Annotated in this window: 20 protein-coding genes; 15 read left to right on the top strand and 5 right to left on the bottom strand. The window is 48.7% G+C overall.

The window, feature by feature from the left end; genetic code table 11:
• Positions 1-2: 2 nt before the first annotated feature.
• A complete protein-coding gene (locus ACXX53_RS01755; protein ID WP_458566875.1) occupies positions 3-1,367 on the bottom strand; it encodes a YheC/YheD family endospore coat-associated protein in 1,365 nt (454 codons plus the stop codon).
• A 287-nt stretch (positions 1,368-1,654) separates the two neighbouring features.
• On the opposite strand from ACXX53_RS01755, the gene ACXX53_RS01750 reads away from it, so the two are divergent.
• The 3 genes from ACXX53_RS01750 (at position 1,655) to ACXX53_RS01740 (ending at position 4,088) form a co-directional block, all read left to right on the top strand.
• A complete protein-coding gene (locus ACXX53_RS01750; RefSeq protein WP_458567651.1) occupies positions 1,655-1,993 on the top strand; it encodes a YlbF family regulator in 339 nt (112 codons plus the stop codon).
• Positions 1,994-2,185: 192 nt separating this feature from the next.
• A complete protein-coding gene (locus tag ACXX53_RS01745) occupies positions 2,186-2,488 on the top strand; it encodes a hypothetical protein (protein WP_458566874.1) in 303 nt (100 codons plus the stop codon).
• Between the two features lie 265 nt (positions 2,489-2,753).
• Positions 2,754-4,088: a DRTGG domain-containing protein gene (locus ACXX53_RS01740; RefSeq protein ID WP_458566873.1), complete on the top strand. Its 1,335-nt coding sequence runs from the start codon at positions 2,754-2,756 to the stop codon at positions 4,086-4,088.
• A gap of 67 nt (positions 4,089-4,155) precedes the next feature.
• Here ACXX53_RS01740 and ACXX53_RS01735 read toward each other — a convergent pair whose 3' ends face one another.
• The 3 genes from ACXX53_RS01735 to ACXX53_RS01725 all read right to left on the bottom strand — a co-directional run bounded on the left by ACXX53_RS01735 (position 4,156) and on the right by ACXX53_RS01725 (position 5,370).
• Entirely contained in the window at positions 4,156-4,449 is a 294-nt protein-coding gene (locus ACXX53_RS01735; RefSeq protein ID WP_458566872.1) for a YtpI family protein, read from the bottom strand.
• A gap of 82 nt (positions 4,450-4,531) precedes the next feature.
• The gene (locus tag ACXX53_RS01730; RefSeq protein WP_458566871.1) at positions 4,532-5,038 is read right to left on the bottom strand and encodes a hypothetical protein; all 507 of its coding nucleotides are present in this window, start codon (positions 5,036-5,038) and stop codon (positions 4,532-4,534) included.
• Between the two features lie 5 nt (positions 5,039-5,043).
• Positions 5,044-5,370, bottom strand: a complete 327-nt coding sequence (locus ACXX53_RS01725; RefSeq protein WP_458566870.1) for a YtrH family sporulation protein — start codon at positions 5,368-5,370, stop codon at positions 5,044-5,046.
• A gap of 136 nt (positions 5,371-5,506) precedes the next feature.
• Between ACXX53_RS01725 and ACXX53_RS01720 the strand changes: the two genes are divergently transcribed.
• The 8 genes from ACXX53_RS01720 to ACXX53_RS01685 all read left to right on the top strand — a co-directional run bounded on the left by ACXX53_RS01720 (position 5,507) and on the right by ACXX53_RS01685 (position 14,749).
• Positions 5,507-9,130, top strand: coding sequence for a DNA polymerase III subunit alpha (locus tag ACXX53_RS01720; RefSeq protein WP_458566869.1), 3,624 nt, complete (start codon positions 5,507-5,509; stop codon positions 9,128-9,130).
• Between the two features lie 132 nt (positions 9,131-9,262).
• Positions 9,263-9,760: a phosphatidylglycerophosphatase A family protein gene (locus ACXX53_RS01715; protein ID WP_458566868.1), complete on the top strand. Its 498-nt coding sequence runs from the start codon at positions 9,263-9,265 to the stop codon at positions 9,758-9,760.
• 151 nt (positions 9,761-9,911) lie between these two features.
• Positions 9,912-10,100, top strand: coding sequence for a glutamate decarboxylase (locus ACXX53_RS01710; RefSeq protein WP_458566867.1), 189 nt, complete (start codon positions 9,912-9,914; stop codon positions 10,098-10,100).
• A 141-nt stretch (positions 10,101-10,241) separates the two neighbouring features.
• Entirely contained in the window at positions 10,242-11,135 is an 894-nt protein-coding gene (accD, locus tag ACXX53_RS01705) for an acetyl-CoA carboxylase, carboxyltransferase subunit beta (RefSeq protein WP_458566866.1), read from the top strand.
• On the top strand, positions 11,125-12,084 hold the full coding sequence (locus tag ACXX53_RS01700; RefSeq protein ID WP_458566865.1) for an acetyl-CoA carboxylase carboxyltransferase subunit alpha: 960 nt from the start codon (positions 11,125-11,127) through the stop codon (positions 12,082-12,084). Before accD ends, ACXX53_RS01700 begins: the two co-directional genes overlap by 11 nt.
• Positions 12,085-12,249: 165 nt before the next feature.
• Complete coding sequence (gene pyk, locus ACXX53_RS01695; RefSeq protein ID WP_458566864.1) at positions 12,250-13,677, top strand: pyruvate kinase; 1,428 nt, start codon at positions 12,250-12,252, stop codon at positions 13,675-13,677.
• A 115-nt stretch (positions 13,678-13,792) separates the two neighbouring features.
• Positions 13,793-14,311 carry an acyl-CoA thioesterase gene (locus tag ACXX53_RS01690; RefSeq protein ID WP_458566863.1) on the top strand — a complete coding sequence of 173 codons (519 nt, stop codon included), beginning with the start codon at positions 13,793-13,795 and terminating at the stop codon, positions 14,309-14,311.
• Positions 14,312-14,356: 45 nt separating this feature from the next.
• The gene (locus ACXX53_RS01685) at positions 14,357-14,749 is read left to right on the top strand and encodes an FxsA family protein (protein ID WP_458566862.1); all 393 of its coding nucleotides are present in this window, start codon (positions 14,357-14,359) and stop codon (positions 14,747-14,749) included.
• Positions 14,750-14,874: 125 nt separating this feature from the next.
• On the opposite strand, the gene ytvI is transcribed toward ACXX53_RS01685, so the two are convergent.
• Positions 14,875-15,990 (bottom strand): sporulation integral membrane protein YtvI, encoded by a 1,116-nt coding sequence (gene ytvI / locus ACXX53_RS01680; RefSeq protein WP_458567650.1) that lies wholly within the window; start codon positions 15,988-15,990, stop codon positions 14,875-14,877.
• Positions 15,991-16,438: 448 nt separating this feature from the next.
• On the opposite strand from ytvI, the gene citZ reads away from it, so the two are divergent.
• The 4 genes from citZ (at position 16,439) to ACXX53_RS01660 (ending at position 20,540) form a co-directional block, all read left to right on the top strand.
• Entirely contained in the window at positions 16,439-17,551 is a 1,113-nt protein-coding gene (citZ, locus tag ACXX53_RS01675) for a citrate synthase (protein WP_458566861.1), read from the top strand.
• Positions 17,552-17,705: 154 nt separating this feature from the next.
• A complete protein-coding gene (icd, locus tag ACXX53_RS01670) occupies positions 17,706-19,004 on the top strand; it encodes an NADP-dependent isocitrate dehydrogenase (RefSeq protein ID WP_458566860.1) in 1,299 nt (432 codons plus the stop codon).
• Positions 19,005-19,019: 15 nt separating this feature from the next.
• The gene (mdh, locus tag ACXX53_RS01665; protein WP_458566859.1) at positions 19,020-19,970 is read left to right on the top strand and encodes a malate dehydrogenase; all 951 of its coding nucleotides are present in this window, start codon (positions 19,020-19,022) and stop codon (positions 19,968-19,970) included.
• 144 nt (positions 19,971-20,114) lie between these two features.
• A complete protein-coding gene (locus tag ACXX53_RS01660; RefSeq protein WP_458566858.1) occupies positions 20,115-20,540 on the top strand; it encodes a hypothetical protein in 426 nt (141 codons plus the stop codon).
• The last annotated feature ends 20 nt before the right edge of the window (positions 20,541-20,560 follow it).

Here is a 20,560-nt window from a genome sequence, read left to right as displayed (position 1 = left end):
TTCTAGAATCCGGATAAATAACGGCAGTAGTCGATCAACTTGCGTACAGATGGGCGTATCTTTTGTTCTTTAAGCGGTGTGTTGTCATTCTTGGAAGGCTTAGAATTTACCTCGAGCAGCCAGATATGCCCGCTGCTGTCAACAGCAAGATCTATGCCTAATTCACCGAAGTGGAAAGGGATATTAGACTCAATCCCCCGAGCAATGTCCAACGCAGCTTGCTGCAGACGGTAAAAGATGTCTTGACGGGCGGAAATGGTCAGGTTCGATTTCGAAATCGCGTCCTTCACTGTGCTGAGCGTTCCGCCGCGAGCCAAGTTAGACACGAAATGCTGTACACTGGCAGTGCGCGCTACGATGGAGGTCAGCGTCCATTTGCCGGTTGCATTTTTCTGAACTAATGCTCGAAAGTCTACGGGACGCCCAGCGTTCTCCATTAGAGTAAGCCCTTGCTGAAGCTGGTAGCGATTTGTTTTCATCTTTGTGGAAAGGCTAGAGTACAGTTTGGTTAAGCTCGTGAAGGATTGTCGCCTGGTGCCATTTACGGTGGTGTACAGCGCTTGATAAGAAGTATCGTTAAGTCGCGAGATCCGAATGATCCCTTTGCCAAGACTCCCCCTGACTGGCTTGAGGAATACCGTGGGGTAACGAACGCACATCGTCTTTAAGGTGTTAAAGTTGCGAAGAAGGTGAGATTCGGGCAAGTAGCGTGCTAGACTGAGATCGTTGCTTAAGGCGTCGAACACTTCGGTCTTATCCAGGAATTTTTCGTTGAAGATGTGAGCATTATACCGGGTCTTCAATTCCTTCATAAAATGCTGCACATTAGCTTGATTCTCACTCTTTCGAGATAGGAGCCGGTTGTTGATGACATCTGGAATTGGCAGTATCGTCTGTTGCCAGCCGCTCGAGCTGTAAACCCATGCCTTGAGTTGAGACATAGAGCCCTCGATATGTTCAGGTGTAAAGAAACATACCATCGCACCCTGCACTCTGCTTGCATCTACCAGTTCTTTGCAGAACATCGTGATGGAGCCGAACGGTTTATCAGGTTGGTCCGGTTCATCCCGACTGATAAGAACTCCGATCAGAGGACCCAGTGTCAAGGTTCCCGACTTATAGACCGCACGCAGTGGGTTGCCGGGAATGAGACCTAGCTTGCGGGTGAGCGACTGACTGATACGTATGCCGTCAGTTCGAGGAATAGGAACGACTGTTACCTGCTGCTTATGCGATCCGAAGCGCATGTGGATTTTATGATTAGCCGGCAGTTTCCACTGCCTCATAAATGCCTCGCCCAACATGATCACATCATCGCGAATTAGACCGGACTGAATCGTCTGGAGTGTCATTTTCGTATTCAACATGTTGGTACTCCTTCCAACAACTTGTGAACCTGCCTGCTTCAGAAGCGGGTTCATGGATACCATTAAACCGCATACGATAATTCATCATATGAGGACATATTATCCTTGGTGATTGACCCATTTAGCAAAAATAGCGGGCGTTTAACTGGAGAGCCCGAACATTCTTCATTTCTTGCGGGCGAGCAGAAAGCATTGTATTCGACAATGCGCTGGATATCCGTTAAGATATTAGGATACAAGAGTGGCGGTGGATTCAAACCGCCGTTATTAGAGGAAGGAAGATGGAAATGACTAACGTACACGATAAGGCACATGAACTGGCAAAAGCATTGCAGCAATCGGAAGAAGCTAACACTGTTGAAGCGGCGATGAAAGAAATCGCGGCAGACGCGGACACTAAGCGCATGTTTGAAGATTTCCGAGTTCGCCAAGCGGAGCTCCAGCAGAAGATGATGACTGGCGAGATGCCGGCTCAAGATGAGATGGAGAAGATGGAGCAGATGTATCAAGTCATCACGCTTAATCCTTCAATCGCGAAGCTGTTTGACGCGGAACGCCGTCTAGGCCAACTTATTCAGGATGTAAATAAGATTGTATCTGATTCGCTCAGCCACTTGTATCAATAAGCTGAGCCAATCGAATTGTGGGCTGGCTTCGAGATTATCGAGGCCAGCCTTTGCTATGTGCGGCTGTCATACTCGTCCTATATGCTTCATACAATGAAAGTAAAGTTGACCTGCGGCATGCTGTTCATGTCGATATGCGGACAAGACCATGAAGCTCGCAGGCGATGCTATAGGAGAGGATGTGTGAGGAGTATGAGCGCTAATTCAGGCATGAACAAACGCCGCCGCGGCGTCAGCCGCCTCGTATCGGTGGCCTCGATCGTCGTTGTGCTGACGATGCTATTCATCGCGCTGCCAACTATACCGCTGCGTGAAGGCATTTCGCTTGCTTCCGTGTTCGGCCTTGTATGGGCAGCATTCGCAGTATTGATCATCGGCGCGCATCTATATCGATTGTTAGGTGTTGACGAAGTTACCGAAGAGAAGCTCCGTCGCGTCAAGGCTGAACGCTATCGGATGATGGAGAAGCAAGTTATGGGCGGAGATTCGCAGTAGGGAGTCGCTGTCTTATATTGGATGTTAAAGAACAGTAGTCTGGAGATACTCTAGACTGCTGTTTTTCGTTTATTGAATCATATTCAATCCTCGATATGCAAAAACTGTTATACCGTAAAGCCGCATATATAGAAGGTTGAGAGATCACCGCGATGGGAAGCGTATTCGGGCAGATCGCAAGTCACGAATGTTTTTTGCGCGTGTAGAACCAATTATGATAAACTAATAACAGATAAATACAGTTTGAACAAGAGGGGTGCAACAGATGGATTTTAATGATGCAACCTTAACGAAGCATGAACAATTGCTGCATCACATCGAACAGTTAAAACCAGGTACAAAGATCTCGGTTCGCAAGCTTGCCAAGCAGCTAGGAGTAAGTGAAGGGACCGCTTATCGGGCAGTCAAAGAAGCTGAGGGCAGCGGACTTGTCATTACGAAGGAAAGAATCGGGACAGTCCGTGTGGAGAAGAAGCCGCGCAACCTGTCAGACCACCTGACATTTTCCGAGGTTGTCGATATCGTGGAAGGCCATGTGCTGGGCGGAGCCCGTGGATTGGTCAAGACGCTGAATAAATATGTTATCGGAGCGATGAAGCTGGACGCCATGGTCCGATATATTGATGCGGGCAGCCTGCTTATCGTCGGTAATCGTGAAGATGCGCATCGAATGGCGCTGCAGCACGGAGCAGGTGTGTTGATCACGGGCGGATTCAGCACAAGCAGAGAAGTGAAGATGCTTGCAGATTCTCTAGATCTGCCTATCATCAGTTCGAAATACGACACCTTTACTGTCGCTTCGATGATCAACCGCGCATTATTCGATCGACTGATCAAGAAGAAGATTATGCTCGTAGAAGATATTGTGCAGCCTAAGACACAAACGTTTGTCATGAAAGCGAACAGTACGGTGCTCCAATTCGAGCAGCTGCGAGAGCAAACCGGACAGGATCGTTTCCCCATCGTAGACGAGTGGAACCGCGTTATGGGCATGATTACTTATAAAGATATCATGGGCACGATGCCAGAGCAGACGCTTGAGAAGCTGTATACGCGTCATCCAATCACCGTATCGCTATCCACTACCTTGGCGTCAGCCGCGCACACGATGGTGTGGGAAGGCATCGAGGTTCTGCCGGTTGTTGATCGCAATCGCAAGCTAATGGGAATCATTACGCGCGCTGAAGTGCTGATGGCGATGCGCGACGCGCGCAAGGAGCCTCAGCTTGGCGAAACGTTTGAGGACTTGATCTGGAACGGGTTCCAGGAGATGCGGGATGAAGATGGGAAGCTGTACTTCCAAGGTGTCATCACACCCCAGATGGTAAATGCGCTTGGCGCCGTGTCCGACGGCATCATTACCTCCATCATGACCAACGCGGCACTCAAGTCTGTTAAGGACGTTCGCGTCCATGATCATATTATGGAGAACGTTACGACTTACTTTGTAAGACCTATCCAGATCGAGGAGATCGTAACGATTCATCCGCGTTTTATCGAGATGAGCCGCAAATTCTGCAAGCTCGAGATGGAATTAAAGCGCCAAGATCAGCTAGTGGCCAAAGCAATGATGACGGCCCAATCCATAGATTACGATTAAGAGCATGAAGAAGGAGGGGGAGACCCCTCCTTTTGCAGCTTCTATGAGCTTTAGTAGAAACGATGTATTATTGCTGCAGACGTGAGAAATAGCCATGGTTGCGTAGGCCTACGAATAAATTGAACAATCCGATACAGAGCAGAACTGATCCTACGATGACTCGAATCGATGAACCGGTGAACATGACCATCTGAACGAGCGCCATAAAGATGAGCATAGCACCCATGCTGATATTGGTGCGAGCACCGAACAAGCCGCGCAGTCTCATATCGGTAGAGCGTCTGGAACGAATGCTGAAGAACAATGAGCTGATCGATGCGATGCAGATCAAGACGATTAAAGCCTGCTGCAGAATTTCCATGATGGTATGAGGGCCCCTTCCTGTCATATGACTGCCTATATATTACCATATTTATGAAATTGGACAATAGGTTTGATTGAATCTAACCTTCAGGGTTAGGGGTTATCGCCGGTGAAGGAATATGACCTTTGACATCGACCCATACATGCAGTACACCTTCCATGACAAGCATCGTTCTGAGCGAGACAGCATAGCTGTGTTCATTTATATCGAGATATATCTTGCGTGTTAACAAGCCTTCTACCAGCTTCTCGTATTCATCGATCTGGAACACGTTGCGACCTTTCAATCCTGCCAGATCCTGAAGAAGCCGCTTGCGAAGCTCATGTTCATCGGATTGCGGGAGCTTGTTATCGCTGCCAGTTTCATAGATATGGATGGATATGCTCTTAATGATGGTTGAGCGATTCTTATAGCGGAGGAGGTCTTCATTTTCAGCCTGAAAATGGTTTAGACGGTCCTGAAGCTCGAGATTGCGCATCGTCAGCTCATCGATCTGATGCAGCATAACGGCCTGATATACGGCGGCGCCTACGATCATTCCCGTTAGAATGATGGCTATATCGCGGATCCAGACACGAGGATTCATATGCTTCACCCCCTTGATCTAGCGATCCACTGAATAAGCTCAGTACCGAGATGCGCCCCCATAAAGGAAACGAGTATGTACATCAGCTGCCTGAATATAGGATTAAGCTCACCGCTGAGAAAGTTTGATTCGATCACACGCAGCGGATCAATTGTACCTCCTACCGCGACGACGATCGCCCATATCTTAATATGATCAGCTACTTGACGCATCGTTTCCGCAGGCGGCTGCAGAGCGATGACGCTTGCAATTCCGGCCAGCAGCGAGCCTCCCAGCACAACCCCCAGTGCAATGCAGAAATCCAATATAGCCTTGGACAGAAATGTTCCCATTCACGTCACCTCTCTTTCTAACCTGCGCAGGAGCAGGGATAGGACAATCTTCCCCTTGTACATATATAGGATTTATAGTTCAAAATATGATACAATTAAAAAACGAAAGTATGTTCGGTCTGAACGGAGGGGACACATGAATCAGTTTGTTCATTTGCACGTGCATAGTGAATACAGCTTATTGGACGGGGCTGCACGAATAGAAGCGCTGACTGCGAAGGCTGCTCAGTATGGAATGAAGGCGCTCGCTTTGACCGATCATGGCGTCATGTATGGTACGATTGCGTTTTATAAAGCTTGTATAAAGCATGGAATTAAGCCAATCCTCGGGATGGAGGCTTATGTAACGACGGGCTCGCTTCATGATAAAGGATCACGCAAGGATCAGCCGATCTACCACTTGATCCTGCTCGCCAAGAATATGCAGGGCTATCGGAACCTGATGAAATTATCGAGTATAGGCCATCTGGAAGGCTTTCATTATAAACCTCGTGTGGATATGGATACGCTGCGGACTTATTCAGAGGGGATTATTGCAACGAGCGCATGTCTGGGCAGTGAGGTGTCGCAGCATGTGCTGAACGATAGAATCGAAGAAGCGCGAGAAGCCGCGCTGCGCTATGCGGATATATTCAAGGAAGGCTTCTACCTGGAGCTTCAGGATCACGGGCTTCCAGAACAGAAGAAGGTGAACATCGGACTGATTGAGCTGTCCAAGGAACTGAATATACCGTTAGTGTGTACAAACGATGTGCACTATATGGAGCAATCCGATGCCGCGGTTCAAGATGTGCTGATATGCATCGGCACAGGGAAGACGGTTGAAGAGGAAGGCAGGCTGCGCTTCGGAACGGATCAGCTGTACTTTAAGAGCGCGGATGAGATGACGGCGTTGTTTGCGCATGTTCCGGAGGCGTTGGAGAATTCGGTGCGAATTGCGGATATGTGCCAAGTGGAGCTGGAGTTTGGCCATTCGGTTCTGCCGGCATTTAAGCCGATTCCTGATGGGCTGGATGCGGGGGAGTATTTGCGTCAGCTCTGTGAGCAGGGGCTCGCGGATCGATACGGGGCATTGAGCGAATGGACGGATGAAGAATTTCGGCGTCATGCTGTGGAGCGCATGAACTTTGAGCTGGCGACGATTAATCAGATGGGCTTTGCCGATTATTTCTTAATCGTATGGGACTTTATACGCCGAGCGCATGAGCTTGGCATTATGACAGGTCCAGGGCGGGGCTCTTCAGCGGGAAGCTTGGTCGCGTATACGCTGAAGATTACGAATGTGGATCCGTTGAAGTATAAGCTGATCTTCGAAAGGTTCCTGAATCCGGAGCGGGTAACGATGCCGGATATCGATATCGACTTCAACGACGAGCGCCGTGATGAGGTGATCAGCTACGTCGTTGATAAGTACGGTCAAGATCATGTGGCGCAGATCATTACTTTTGGAACGATGGCAGCTCGCGCGGCTGTGCGTGATGTGGGGCGAGTGCTGAATGTACCGTACAATGATACCGATAAGACAGCGAAGCTGATTCCGCACCAGTTGGGAATGACACTGGAGGGCGCGCTTAAGGCGAGTCCGGATCTTGTGGAATGGCAGGCGAAGGATATGCGGATTCGCGAGCTGCTGGATATGGCGATCAAGGTGGAAGGGATGCCTCGTCACGCCTCTACACATGCGGCGGGCGTTGTGATCAGTCCTGAGCCGCTGACACATTATGTGCCGCTGCAGGCGGGGACAGAGCATACACCGCTGACGCAGTATTCCATGGAGCATCTGGAATCCATCGGGATGCTCAAGATGGACTTTCTCGGCTTGCGCACGCTGTCGATTATTGAGCGAACGCAGGCGTGGATCAAGCTACGTGAAGGTGCTGCGGTAGATCTGGATCGGATTGATGATCGTGACCCAAGCACCTATGAGCTGCTTGGACGCGGTGATACGACAGGATTATTTCAATTGGAGTCTGCGGGCGTTCGACGGGTGCTGCGCGAGATGAAGCCGACTGAGTTCGAAGAGATTATCTCGGTGCTGGCGTTGTACCGACCGGGTCCGATGGAATTTATCCCGAACTATATCGACAGCAAGCATGGCAGGAAGCCTGTAGAGTACCCGCACCCTGATCTGGAACCGATCTTGAAGGATACGTATGGCATTATCGTGTATCAAGAGCAGATCATGCAGATTGCTTCACTCATGGCGGGATTCCGGCTTGGTGAAGCGGACCTGCTGCGCCGCGCGGTATCGAAGAAGAAGCGGGAAGTGCTGGATCAGGAGCGAAAGCACTTTGTTGAAGGAAGCTGCAAGCAGGGCTATGCGGAAGAGGATGCGAGTCGCGTGTACGACATGATCGTGCGATTTGCGGATTACGGTTTCCCAAGAGCGCATGCGGCGGCTTATGCAGTGCTTGCGTTCCAGACCGCATACTTGAAGACTCACTATCCGACTGAGTTCATGGCATCGATGCTAACAGCGAACATGGGCAATCATCGCAAGACGGCGGAATACATCGAAGATTGCAGGCGCGGGGCGATTCCTGTTCTGCCGCCTGATATTAATAAGAGCGAGCTGACCTTTACGCCAGGCGATGGCGCGATTCGCTTCGGCTTAGCCGCGATCAAGAATGTGGGGACGCTCGCGATCGACAGCATCATCAAGGAACGCCAGAATGAGCCGTATAAGGATATGCTGGATTTCTGCAAGCGTGTAGATCTGCGGGTGTGCAACCGCCGCGTGATTGAATCGCTGATCCAGGCGGGAGCATTCGACACGCTGCCAGGTCATCGAGCGCAGCTGCTGGCCATGCTGGATGAGACGCTCGATACAGCGGCGAAGTGGCGCAAGGAGCGGGAAGATCTGCAGATTCAGCTGTTCAACTTCGTAGAAGTGAACAACTGGACGATCGAGCCGCCGAATGTGCAGCCCTTTACGATGGCGCAGCAGCTGGAGCTGGAGCGCGAGCTGCTCGGCATGTACTTGTCCGGCCATCCGCTCGATGATTATGCGGAGCTGCTGGAGAAGAGCGATGCGGATCGCATCGTCGACCTGCATGAGGCACCCGATGAGAGCGATTGTGTGGTCGCGGGCATGGTTGTGTCGGAACGTGTCATCATGACGAAGAAAGGCAAGCCGATGGCGTTCATCGAGCTTGAGGACCGGATCGAGCGAACGGAAGTCGTGCTGTTTCCGGAAGTATGGCGGCGCGCGAAGCCGCTGGTAGCGAAAGGCGCGCTGGTGGCGGTGCATGCGAAGGTCCAGCAGCAGGACGAAGGCTTCAAGCTGCTGGCCCATGAGGTGGCGCCGCTGGAGCCGCGCGCGATCGCGCATCTGGCTAAGCGATCGCGCGGAAGGCGCCGCGGCGATGCCGTTGGCGGTGCTGGCATCGGCATCGGCGGCGGCACAGCCCGCCGCGAGGCGCGCCCCGCCGCTCGGGAGGCTTCGCCATCCCCGAGCGCCGCACCGCGACGCCCAGCGCCTCAAGCCGAGGCGCCGGCGTCCGCTCGCGCGGGCGAGCGCAAGCCCGCCGCCCGGCAGCGCGTCTACATCAAGATCGCGGCGGACCGCGAGCGTGCGGAGCTTCTGAATGAGCTGAAGGCGCTCATTCAAGCGCATCCTGGGCCGCTTGCGACCGTGCTCTTCTACGAGCGCGAGCAGCAGCTTCGCGCGCTCTCCGATACCTATTCGGTCAAGCCTTCACCGGAATTGTTCCGGCGGATTGAAGCGATCTGCGGCGAAGGCGCTGTCCGCGTGAAGTAGCGCGGGATCAGCAATTATTTCACCTCGATCGACCAAATTGCATTCACCTTTCCCAAGCTTCCTGCATACACTTATTTACACCTGTTTTGGCGAGACAAGGTCTCGCCTGCAGGAAGAGGGGAGGGAATGCCTTTGACCTATGATGTTGCGATAAGATGGCTGGAACAGCGCGGCGTGTCTCTCTCCGCTATTGCGGAAATCGTATTGGAGCTGCAGCTGCCGTATAACTCCACATTGCAATTGGATCAGTGTCTCGACAGTGTCAAGGCGGTTCTGCAGAAACGAGAGGTCCAATATACCTTATTCACAGGAATAGCGCTTGATCTGATGGCAGAGCAGAAGAAGCTGCCCGAGCCGTTGCAGTCGATGCTGGAAGCGGATGAGTCCTTGTACGGTGTTGACGAAACATTAGCCCTTGGCATAACAAGCATGTATGGAATGATCGGTTTGACAAGCTTCGGCTATTTGGATAAAACCAAGATGGGCATCCTGAGTGAACTGAACAATAACAAGCAGCAAGTGCATGTCTTTCTCGATGATCTAGTAGCGGGAATAGCGGCAGCGGCGTCTTCACGAATAGCTCATCAGGATAAAAAGGCAAACACTTATACTTCTGAATCTACAATTTAAAGTTGAGATATCTCAGTGTTATTCATCCAATAGAGGGTAACGTTTCCTAAGCATATCTGCATGGTGTTTGGTTGCGATCAAAATGGAAATTATGTTATCATAGTGACATTATACACACGTTCTATTGGGACATTAGGGAGGTCAAACGCGAATGTGGACAGTTATCTACATCGCTCCGACTGCCAAAATTGCAGAGAGGATTCACACCAGATTGACGGAAGAGGGCTTTATGGTAAGAGTCCGTCCAATTCATATGTCTAAGCAGCAGTTTGAAGTGCTGGTGCCTTCAGGTGAAGTAGAGGAAGTTCAAGAAGTGCTTAACTCGATCTTGCATGCGTAGTACGGCTGATTGTTGAACGTTGAGATTGTTCAGCCAGCCGCTTTTTGTTGTCTGTAAACGGACAAGCTGCCCGCAGAGATGAAGAGTAGTTGAATTACTCCTAGCGGCTGCAGAAAAATCACGCTCAAAGAGGTGTAACGGGTGTTAAAAGACTTATTTCAAAAAAAGAAAAAGTATGCAACGGTTCCATCCGTGCGTGATGATGCTAATACTCCAAATCTTCCTAAGCGAGAGATTCCAGAGGGCTTGATGAATAAGTGCGCGAAGTGCGGCACGATCCAATATCATAAAGAACTGGAAAAGAACTTAAAGGTATGCTCGAATTGTGGGCATCATATGCGCTTGAACGCGTTTGAACGTGTGCAAATGACACTCGATGATGGGCGTATCTTTGAATATGACGCAGACATTGTATCGGAAGATCCCTTGGACTTTCCGGGTTACGCTAAGAAATTAGAACAGCAGGCCGCCAAGTCAGGTCTCAAAGAAGCCGTGATCACGGGTGAAGGCACAATCGGTGGCTTCCCAGTCGTCATTGCTGTGATGAGCTTTGATTTCTTCAGCGGAAGCATGGGGTCCGCAGTGGGCGAGAAGATTACTCGGGCTATCGAGACTGCGATGCAGAAGCAGTATCCGCTCATTATATTCTCTACTTCAGGCGGAGCTCGTATGCAAGAAAGTATTCTAAGTCTCATGCAGATGGCGAAGACTAGCGCAGCCCTTGCCAAATTTCATGATAACGGCGGTTTGTATATATCCGTATTTACCGATCCGACAATGGGCGGCGTATCTGCGAGCTTTGCGATGCTGGGCGATATTATTATTGCCGAGCCCGGAGCTGTAATAGGCTTTGCTGGTCGAATCGTTATCGAACAGACGATTCGTCAGAAGCTGCCGGATGAATTCCAGACAGCAGACTTCAACCTGAAGCACGGACAGATTGATCTCGTCGTGCCGCGCAAGGATATGCGTCAAACGCTGACGAAACTGATCGATCTGCATACGGTGAAAGGAGAGATTGTGGATGGCGGTTGAGTTGCCCTTTGAGCAGCCTTTGAAAGAGCTGAAAGCGAAGATTGCGGAGCTTAAACGGTTTGGTGAAGAGAAAAATATCGATTTTTCTGAAGAAATCAACCGTTTGGAGGAACGCTATAAGCGACTGGCAGAGGAAATCTACACGAATATTACTCCTTCGCAGAAGATGCACCTGGCTCGTCATCAACAGCGTCCGACGACGCTTGATTTCATATCTCATGTGTTCACTGATTTCGTCGAGCTGCATGGCGACCGTTTATTTGGCGATGATCTTGCCATTGTAGGCGGCATAGCTCGTTTAGGCGGTGTCCCTGTTACGGTTATTGGTCATCAACGAGGGAAAGATACAAAGGACAACATCGCGCGATTCTTCGGCAGTCCTCACCCAGAGGGCTTCCGCAAAGCGATGAGATTGATGCAACAGGCTGACAAGTTTGGCCGTCCGATCATTACATTTATCGATACGAAGGGTGCTTATCCCGGCAATACGGCGGAGGAGCGAGGTCAAGCAGAAGCGATCGCGCGTAATCTGCGCGATATGGCGATGCTAGGCGTCCCTGTTATCTGTGTCGTGATCGGCGAAGGCGGCAGCGGCGGAGCGCTTGCGCTTGGTGTAGGCAACCGCGTGCTGATGCTGGAGAATGCGATCTATTCCGTTATTTCTCCGAATGGCGCAGCTTCGATCTTGTGGAAGGATGCGTCGAAGGCGGATCAAGCGGCTGAAGCCATGAAGATTACCGGAAATGATCTTCTTGAGATGGAGATCGTAGAGGAAGTTATTCCTGAGCCGCGAGGCGGTGCGCATAAGGATGTGCCGGCCGCTTCAGAAGAGATCAAGAAGGCGCTTATTAAGCATCTGGCGGAGCTAATGCCGATGACAGCTGATGAGCTTCGTGAGGATCGTTATGACAAATTCCGGAAGATTGGGAAGTTCAAAACGTCAATATGATCTAAAAGTTGTCAAACATAAAGCTTGTTTTGCTGGTAAAACTTATAAGTATGATGATCCTCATATACAAATGCAAATTAATATAGTAAATTAGATAGTTGAAGTACCATGAGTTTTTTGATTTTTAGAGACATTAGAGAGCCTAACAATTGGAGGAAACCCTGAATGCGCAAAACGAAAATTGTATGTACCATTGGTCCTGCAAGTGAATCCTTGGACAAATTGAAACAGCTTATTTTGGCTGGGATGAATGTAGCTCGCTTGAACTTTTCTCATGGTGATTATGAAGAACACGGCAAGCGTATCGTTAACATCCGCCAAGCTAGCAAGGAACTGAACAAGACTGTTGCCATTTTGCTTGATACTAAGGGTCCAGAGATCCGTACAGGTGTTTTGGCTGAAGAGCCGATTGAGTTGGTTCAAGATGAATTCTTGACACTAACAACTGAAGAAATTTTAGGAGACAAGCACCGCATCTCGGTTACATATAAAGATCTGCCGAGCGATGTCGAAGTAGGATCCACTATTTTGATCGATGACGGTTTGATTGGCTTGACTGTAGTAGGTATTGATAGAACTGAGATCAAGTGTAAGATTGTTAACGGCGGCACAATCAAGAGCCGTAAAGGAGTTAACGTTCCAGGTGTGAGCATTTCTCTGCCAGGTATTACAGAGAAGGACGCTAACGATATTCGTTTCGCTATCGAGCAAGGCCTTGATTTTATCGCTGCATCTTTCGTACGTAAAGCAAGCGACGTCATGGAAATTCGCAAGCTCCTTGAAGAGCATAATGCTGATATTCAGATCATCTCGAAGATTGAGAACCATGAAGGCGTTGAGAACCTCGACGAGATTCTTGAAGTCTCCGACGGCTTGATGGTTGCTCGTGGTGACCTCGGCGTTGAGATCCCTGCTGAAGATGTACCGCTCGTGCAGAAGCGCATGATCGAAAAATGTAACTTGGCTGGTAAGCCAGTCATTACTGCAACTCAAATGCTTGATTCGATGCAGCGCAACCCTCGTCCGACTCGCGCTGAAGCGAGCGACGTTGCAAATGCGATCTTCGACGGTACAGATGCAATCATGTTGTCCGGCGAAACGGCTGCTGGTAAATATCCAGTTGAATCCGTTTTGACAATGTCCCGCATCGCTGAGAAAGCTGAATCTGCTCTGGATTATCGCGAGATCTTGAATCGTCAAAGCTCCAAGCAGCAAGTAACAGTTACGGATGCAATCAGCCAAGCTGTTGCGAACTCTGCGCTTGATCTGGACGCAAAAGCAATTATCAGCTCGACTCAAACAGGCTACACAGCTCGTATGGTATCCAAATACCGTCCGAAAGCACCGATCATCGCGGTTACATCTTCCGAGAAGATTATGCGCCGCATTTCGCTTGTATGGGGAGCTTACCCAGTTAAAGGCGAAATCGCAACAACAACGGATCAAATGTTTGATATCGCGCTCGAAGGCGGAATTAACACAGGCCTCGTATCCAATGGCGACCTCGTTGTCATCACAGCAGGTGTTCCAGTAGGCTGCGCGGGTTCAACTAACCTCGTTAAAGTAACTCGAATCGGATCTAGCTGCAACTAATCGCAACGTTTGATCCTAAACGAATAGCATGACCAACAAGAGCAATGGGAAAGCAGCCATTGCTCTTGTTGTATCCATATACCTTTCTAAGGAACGCAAAGGAGAAGATAAGCACATGGAACAATCGATTGTATGGAGCTCAGAGCCTTCTGAAGAAACTCCCTGGTATGGGCATGTTATCCGTGTGCGCTATCAAGAGACAGACCGCATGGATGTTGTCTTTCACGGCAATTATGTAACCTGGTTTGAAGTTGGACGTACTGAATGGATAAGAGCTCTTGGCATCGAATATAGAGAGCTCGAAGCTCAAGGCTTGCTGTTTCCGGTTACAGGCTTGAATGTTGCATATAAGCGTCCCGCCAAGTATGATGATCTAGTCGTGATCTATACCCGATTAGGCTCATTGGCCCCGATACGGATGGCATTTCAATCCGTTGTGTGCCGTATAGATGAGTCTCAGGTTGAGAAGCTTCATACTCATGGCTGGGTTAACCAACCGGTTGGGGAAATGCTAGTGGAAGGCGGTACTTCGCACGCGTGGGTTAGCAGCGCCAATTGGAGACCGGTGCGAATCGATCGTGAGCAGCCTGAAGTATGGTCAATGTTGCAGCGAATTGGAGTTAGTGAGAAGTAAGCACAGATTCGATGCCGATCAGGGCTGATGGAAAGGTGGACATTTATGATATGGGTATTATTAGTTCTCGTTCTCGTTCCAGCAATTGAAGTTACAGGCTTCATGATGGTTAGTGACTGGGTGGGGATATGGAATACGCTGCTGTTAATTTTATTAACAGGTGTAATCGGCGCTATCATTGCAAGACATGAATTCAAGCAGGTGTGGCAGTCAGCAAACTCTCAGATGCAGGCTGGACAGATTCCTGGCCGCACGATGATCGACGGGCTCTGTATTATGATCGGCGGCATCATGCTGCTGACGCCGGGCTTTTTCTCCGATGTCATCGGATTTACATTGGTATTCCCGCTGACAAGACCGATCTATCGCCATTATCTCTTGAAGTGGATCGAGAAGAAGATGAAGAACGGTCAAGGGATTACTTTCCGTCGCTTCTAACGAGCGGTGTACGATTGGTCGAGAGCACAGGACAATGACAGCAATCTGGAGGTAACTCCGGGTTGCTTTTTTAATATTCACAGTTTACTGTCAACGCCAACACTCCTGGAGGAGTAAAGCCCAAGCTATCGCCTTCCCGTCATAATATAATTGCGAAGATCATGGAAGACGTGAGCGCGATGGACTGCGGTCATCAATACTACGGAGACGGGTCCAATGATTAATCCTAATACCCCAAACAACTTAAGCCCCACAAACATGGCAAACAGTGTAACGAGCGGATCCAGACCTACACTGGAAGCGAGTACCTTCGGTTCGATGATTTGCCGCGCTACTAACACGATGGTATATAAGATACTTAAACCGATACCGAGAGATGCATCACCAATTGTCAATTGATACACAATCCAAGGCACCATCGCGAAGCCTACTCCAAGATAGGGCAGCAAATCAACGAGTCCAATCAGAAGACCAATCGTAACCGCATACTGCACCTTCAAAATTATAAGTCCAATGATGACCACAACAGCCGTAATGGAAATCATAATAAATTGCGCGCGCAAGTATCCGAACAGCGCCTTCTTCAGGTCGCCCCAGATCGTGCGAATCGGTCTGCGAAACTGCTCAGATAAGATTCGAGTCAGGATCTCAAGCCATTGTTTCCAGTCCTTGCTGATGAAGAATGCGGCAAGGATGACGACGACGGCTATCGTAGCGATATTAGGCAGGCTTGATAGAATACCAACGATTCCATTGAGGAAGCGAGTGATCCAATCTGCGATCGTACTGGTCACGGTTTCTGTCGTTTTGGAAATATTGCTGTTGATGGTATCTTGGATATTCGGATTATCTTTATATAAAGCATTGATCGTCTGAATAAAGGACTGTACTTCTTCCTTCTCTACCAAATGAATGAACAATTCACTCCATATGTCTAAGTATTGTTGAATAGATAGGCTTAGTGTAATGATCTCTTTAATAATCCGAGTAATGACCGCTGCCGCAATCGTCAGCATGGAGGCAGTGAACACAGATAAGGCAACCGTCACGCTCGACCATCTTGGAAACTTGAGCATTCGCTGCATGCCATTGACTATTGGATTCAGAAGCGTGGCTATAAACCATGCGAACAGAAACGGATAGACGAGCGGCAGGATATAACAGCTGGCAATAAAGATCGAGACGGCAGCCGCAATGACCCAAAAGCCCCGCCATAACCTCATCAGAAAGGGATGATCCACGAGCGTATCCGCCTCCTTCAGATTTTTCACCTTCATATTTATGTCATTTTTCAGCTTGATCGTAATCATGGACGAGTTAATTCCTATTCTATGCAGCTCGCTATAACGGACATGCGCATTATTGTGAGTATCATTTGAGAAAAAAAGAATTTGTGTGCGCTTACAACCTTTACATATTAAATCCACTTATTTCCTTGTTATTCATCTCTAAATATATTAATTTTGAAATAATGTTGTTAAGGAGATTAAAAATAATAATTTCTTGTCTGAGTGATAAAGCATTTCTATCCAGATTTTGTGCAGAAAGCGTTCACAGTATCGACTAAATCCATTATGATTTAGTATAGAAATATTTAAGTGCTTTATTTTCTAGATTGGACTCGAAAAAGGTAATATCGGATATTTGATCATCGAAAAGTTGAACATATGTGCAAAGGAGAGGGAATGCATGACAGCAACAAAGGGATTAGAAGGTATTGTTGCGGCAGCTTCATCGATCAGCTCCATTATCGATGGCGTGTTGACGTATCGCGGATATAACATCGATGATTTAGCAGAGAACGCTACTTTCGAAGAAGTCATTTATTTATTATGGTATGGTAAGCTTCCAACTCAAGAGGAGCTGTCAGACCTGCGTGCCAAGCTGGATGAATATGCAACATTGCCTTCTTCTATCATCGAGCAATTGAAGCTGTTCCCAGCAGATTCTAATACTATGGCTGTACTGCGGTCCGCAGTATCCGCTCTCGCTCTGTATGACGAAACAGCTAACGATATGACACCTGAAGCGAATCTGAATAAAGCCATCAAACTCCAAGCACAAATCGGATCGATCGTTGCTGCTTATGGTCGAATCCGCCAAGGCAAAGAGCCAATCGCACCACGTAAGGGGCAATCGCTCGCATGGAACTTCCTCTACATGCTGAACGGTGAAGAGCCGTCTGCAAGCTCGTTCGAAGCGATGGATAAAGCGCTTGTTCTGCATGCTGATCATGAATTGAATGCTTCTACATTCTCTGCGCGCGTAACTGTAGCGACATTGTCTGATATCTATTCCGGTATTACTTCAGCAATCGGTACACTTAAAGGCCCATTGCATGGCGGCGCGAACGAAGCTGTAATGATTATGCTTGACGATATCGGATCCAGCAGCAACGTGGATGATTATATCCAAGCTAAGCTCGACAATAAAGAGAAGATTATGGGCTTTGGTCATCGAGTATACAAGAATGGAGATCCACGTGCTAAGCATCTGCAGAAGATGTCCGAGGAACTGGGCAAGATGAACAACAATCTGGATCTGTACTACATGAGCACTCGAATTGAGGAGCTTGTAACAGGTCAGAAGGGCTTAAAGCCGAATGTTGACTTCTATTCCGCTTCCGTTTACACGATGCTGGGTATTCCGCGAGACCTGTTCACGCCAATCTTCGCGATTAGCCGTATGTCCGGTTGGACAGCTCATATTCTGGAGCAATACGAGAATAACCGCATTATTCGCCCGCGCGCAGAATACACAGGACCATTGCATCAAGTGTACCTGCCGATTGGAGAACGATAAGCGGGAAGGAAATTTATTACTTGCTTGCCACTTGAAATGACGGGTTGCTACAATGAGTTAAGGGATTGTAGCTCCCGTCACATGTTTGTAGATATGCCGAACTGTGCTCATACGGCGCTCAAGCGGCAATATATGAAGAGGAGGAACGTCAATTATGCTGCAATTAGACAAATTCGCACTACCTACTGAAGGCGATCAGATCACGATTGACAATGGTAAATTGCAAGTGCCCAATCATCCCATCATTCCGTTCATTGAGGGTGACGGAACAGGTCGCGATATATGGCGCGCATCTAAGCGTGTTCTCGATGCTGCAGTAGAGAAAGCATACAATGGTGAACGCAAGATTGCTTGGTATGAAGTATTTGCTGGTGAGAAAGCATTCAACGCGTATGGTGAATGGCTGCCTAACGATACGTTGGAAGCTATTCGTGAATATATCGTAGCTATTAAAGGTCCATTGACTACACCTATCGGCGGCGGCATTCGCTCTCTGAACGTTGCTCTTCGCCAAGAGCTGGATCTGTACACTTGCCTGCGTCCTGTTCGTTACTTTGACGGCGTGCCTTCTCCGGTTAAACGTCCTGAGTTGGTGGATATGGTCATTTTCCGTGAGAATACGGAAGATATCTACGCTGGTATCGAATATGCCTCCGGTACTGAAGAAGTGAAGAAGGTGCTTGCGTTCCTTCAACAAGAGATGGGCGTTAAGAAGATCCGCTTCCCAGAAACGTCTGGTATCGGCATCAAGCCAGTATCAGCGGAAGGCTCGAAGCGTCTGGTTCGCGCAGCGATCGAATATGCAATCAAGCATGACCGTAAGAGCGTAACACTCGTTCATAAGGGCAATATCATGAAGTTTACAGAAGGCGCCTTTAAGAACTGGGGATATGAAGTTGCTGAAACGGAGTTCGCGGACAAGACCTTCACTTGGGATCAATACGATCGCATCAAGGCAGAGCAAGGCGTTGACGCTGCTAACAAAGCGCAAGCAGATGCGCTTGCAGCCGGCAAGATCCTGATTAAGGATGCCATTGCTGACATCGCGCTTCAACAAGTGCTGACACGTCCTACTGACTTTGACGTGATTGCTACGCTCAACCTCAATGGCGACTATTTGTCCGATGCGCTGGCTGCTCAAGTAGGCGGTATTGGCATCGCTCCAGGCGCGAATATCAACTATGTAACAGGACATGCCATCTTCGAAGCAACTCATGGCACTGCTCCTAAGTACGCTGACTTGGATGTTGTTAACCCTGGCTCCGTTATCTTGTCTGGTGTTATGCTTCTTGAACACCTGGGATGGCAGGAAGCCGCAGATCTCATCTATAAAGGTATGGAAACTGCGATCAATAATAAGAAGGTAACATATGATTTCGCTCGCCTGATGGAAGGCGCGACAGAAGTCAAATGCTCCGAATTCGCGAACGAAATCATCCAACATATGATCTAAGGAGATTGAGGCGCAATGGGGATTCGTAGAAACAAGATTACGGTTGTTGGCGCGGGCTTCACAGGCGCTACTACGGCATTAATGTTGGCACAGAAGGAACTTGGAGATGTTGTATTGCTAGACATTCCGCAGCTAGAGAACCCGACGAAAGGCAAAGCGCTTGATATGCTTGAAGCTAGCCCAGTTCAAGGGTTCGATAGTAACATTGTCGGAACCTCTAACTATGAAGACACAGCTGGTTCTGACATCGTCATCATTACAGCTGGAATCGCCCGTAAGCCGGGAATGAGCCGTGATGACTTGGTTAATACGAATGCGGGGATCGTTCGATCGGTTTGCGAGAATATCAAAACCTATTGCCCAGATTCCTACGTGATCATCCTCAGTAATCCAGTAGACGCTATGACATTTGCAGCTTTCGAGAAGCTTGGCTTCCCGAAACATCGTGTCATTGGTCAATCCGGCGTATTGGATACAGCTCGCTATTGCACATTTATTGCGCAAGAGTTGAATGTATCTGTTGAAGATGTGCGCGGCGTCGTGTTGGGGGGACATGGCGACGATATGGTACCGCTCGTTCGATACACGAATGTTGGCGGAGTACCCATTGAGAAATTGATTTCAGAGGATCGTATTGAAGCAATCGTTGCGCGTACGCGTGTTGGCGGGGGGGAAATCGTCAACTTGCTCGGTAATGGCAGCGCCTATTATGCGCCAGCTGCTTCACTTGTTCAGATGACGGAAGCTATTCTGAAGGACAAGAAACGGATCTTGCCGGTTATTGCTCTGCTCGAAGGAGAGTACGGCTATAACAACCTATTTATGGGTGTTCTCGCTGTGCTGGGTGGAGACGGTATCGAGAAGATTATCAATATCGAGCTGACAGCTGCTGAAAAGGCTGCACTCGATAAATCTGCGGAATCAGTTCGCCATGTGATTTCGATCGTTCAAGGCGCACAAGTTTAAAATTTTTAGTAAGTGTGATAAATGTTACTGCGTTATTCGAAAAGACGCCACAAATATTTGTGGTGTCTTTCTATCTTTTTAGGGGTATTATCTAATATAATAGACTTATATCGTAATATTACATGACAATGGAGGGAATCTAATATGTGGCAAGCGTTTATGCTGGTGCATATCTTAGGAGCAGTTATGATGGGCTTCTATGCAATAGCACCGTTTATGACAGGTAAGCTGAAGACTTCATCTCCAGCCGTACAGGAAGGCGTTCTATCAACGATGTCGCAAGCAAACCGCATCGGACAGATTGCGCTTGTGGTTCAATTGTTAACTGGTGGATATTTGATGAGCAGTGGCGAATCCTATAGCGTACTGTGGATGATGCTTATCGTTATCGTTTTCGTGATCGTTGGAGCATTCAGCGGTATGATGGGCAGCGCGATTCAGAAAGGCTTAACATCTGCGAAGGGCAATCGGACAGATAATGCCGCTCTTGATAAAGTGAAGCTGTTCAGCTCGCTTGCATTCGTATCCTATATTGTGATCATCGTTCTGATGGTTTACAACCAAATTTAACTCATTAGCGGATTCTATAA

This window comes from Paenibacillus marinisediminis (assembly GCF_054343325.1).
This window is presented reverse-complemented; position numbering and strand designations above follow the sequence as displayed.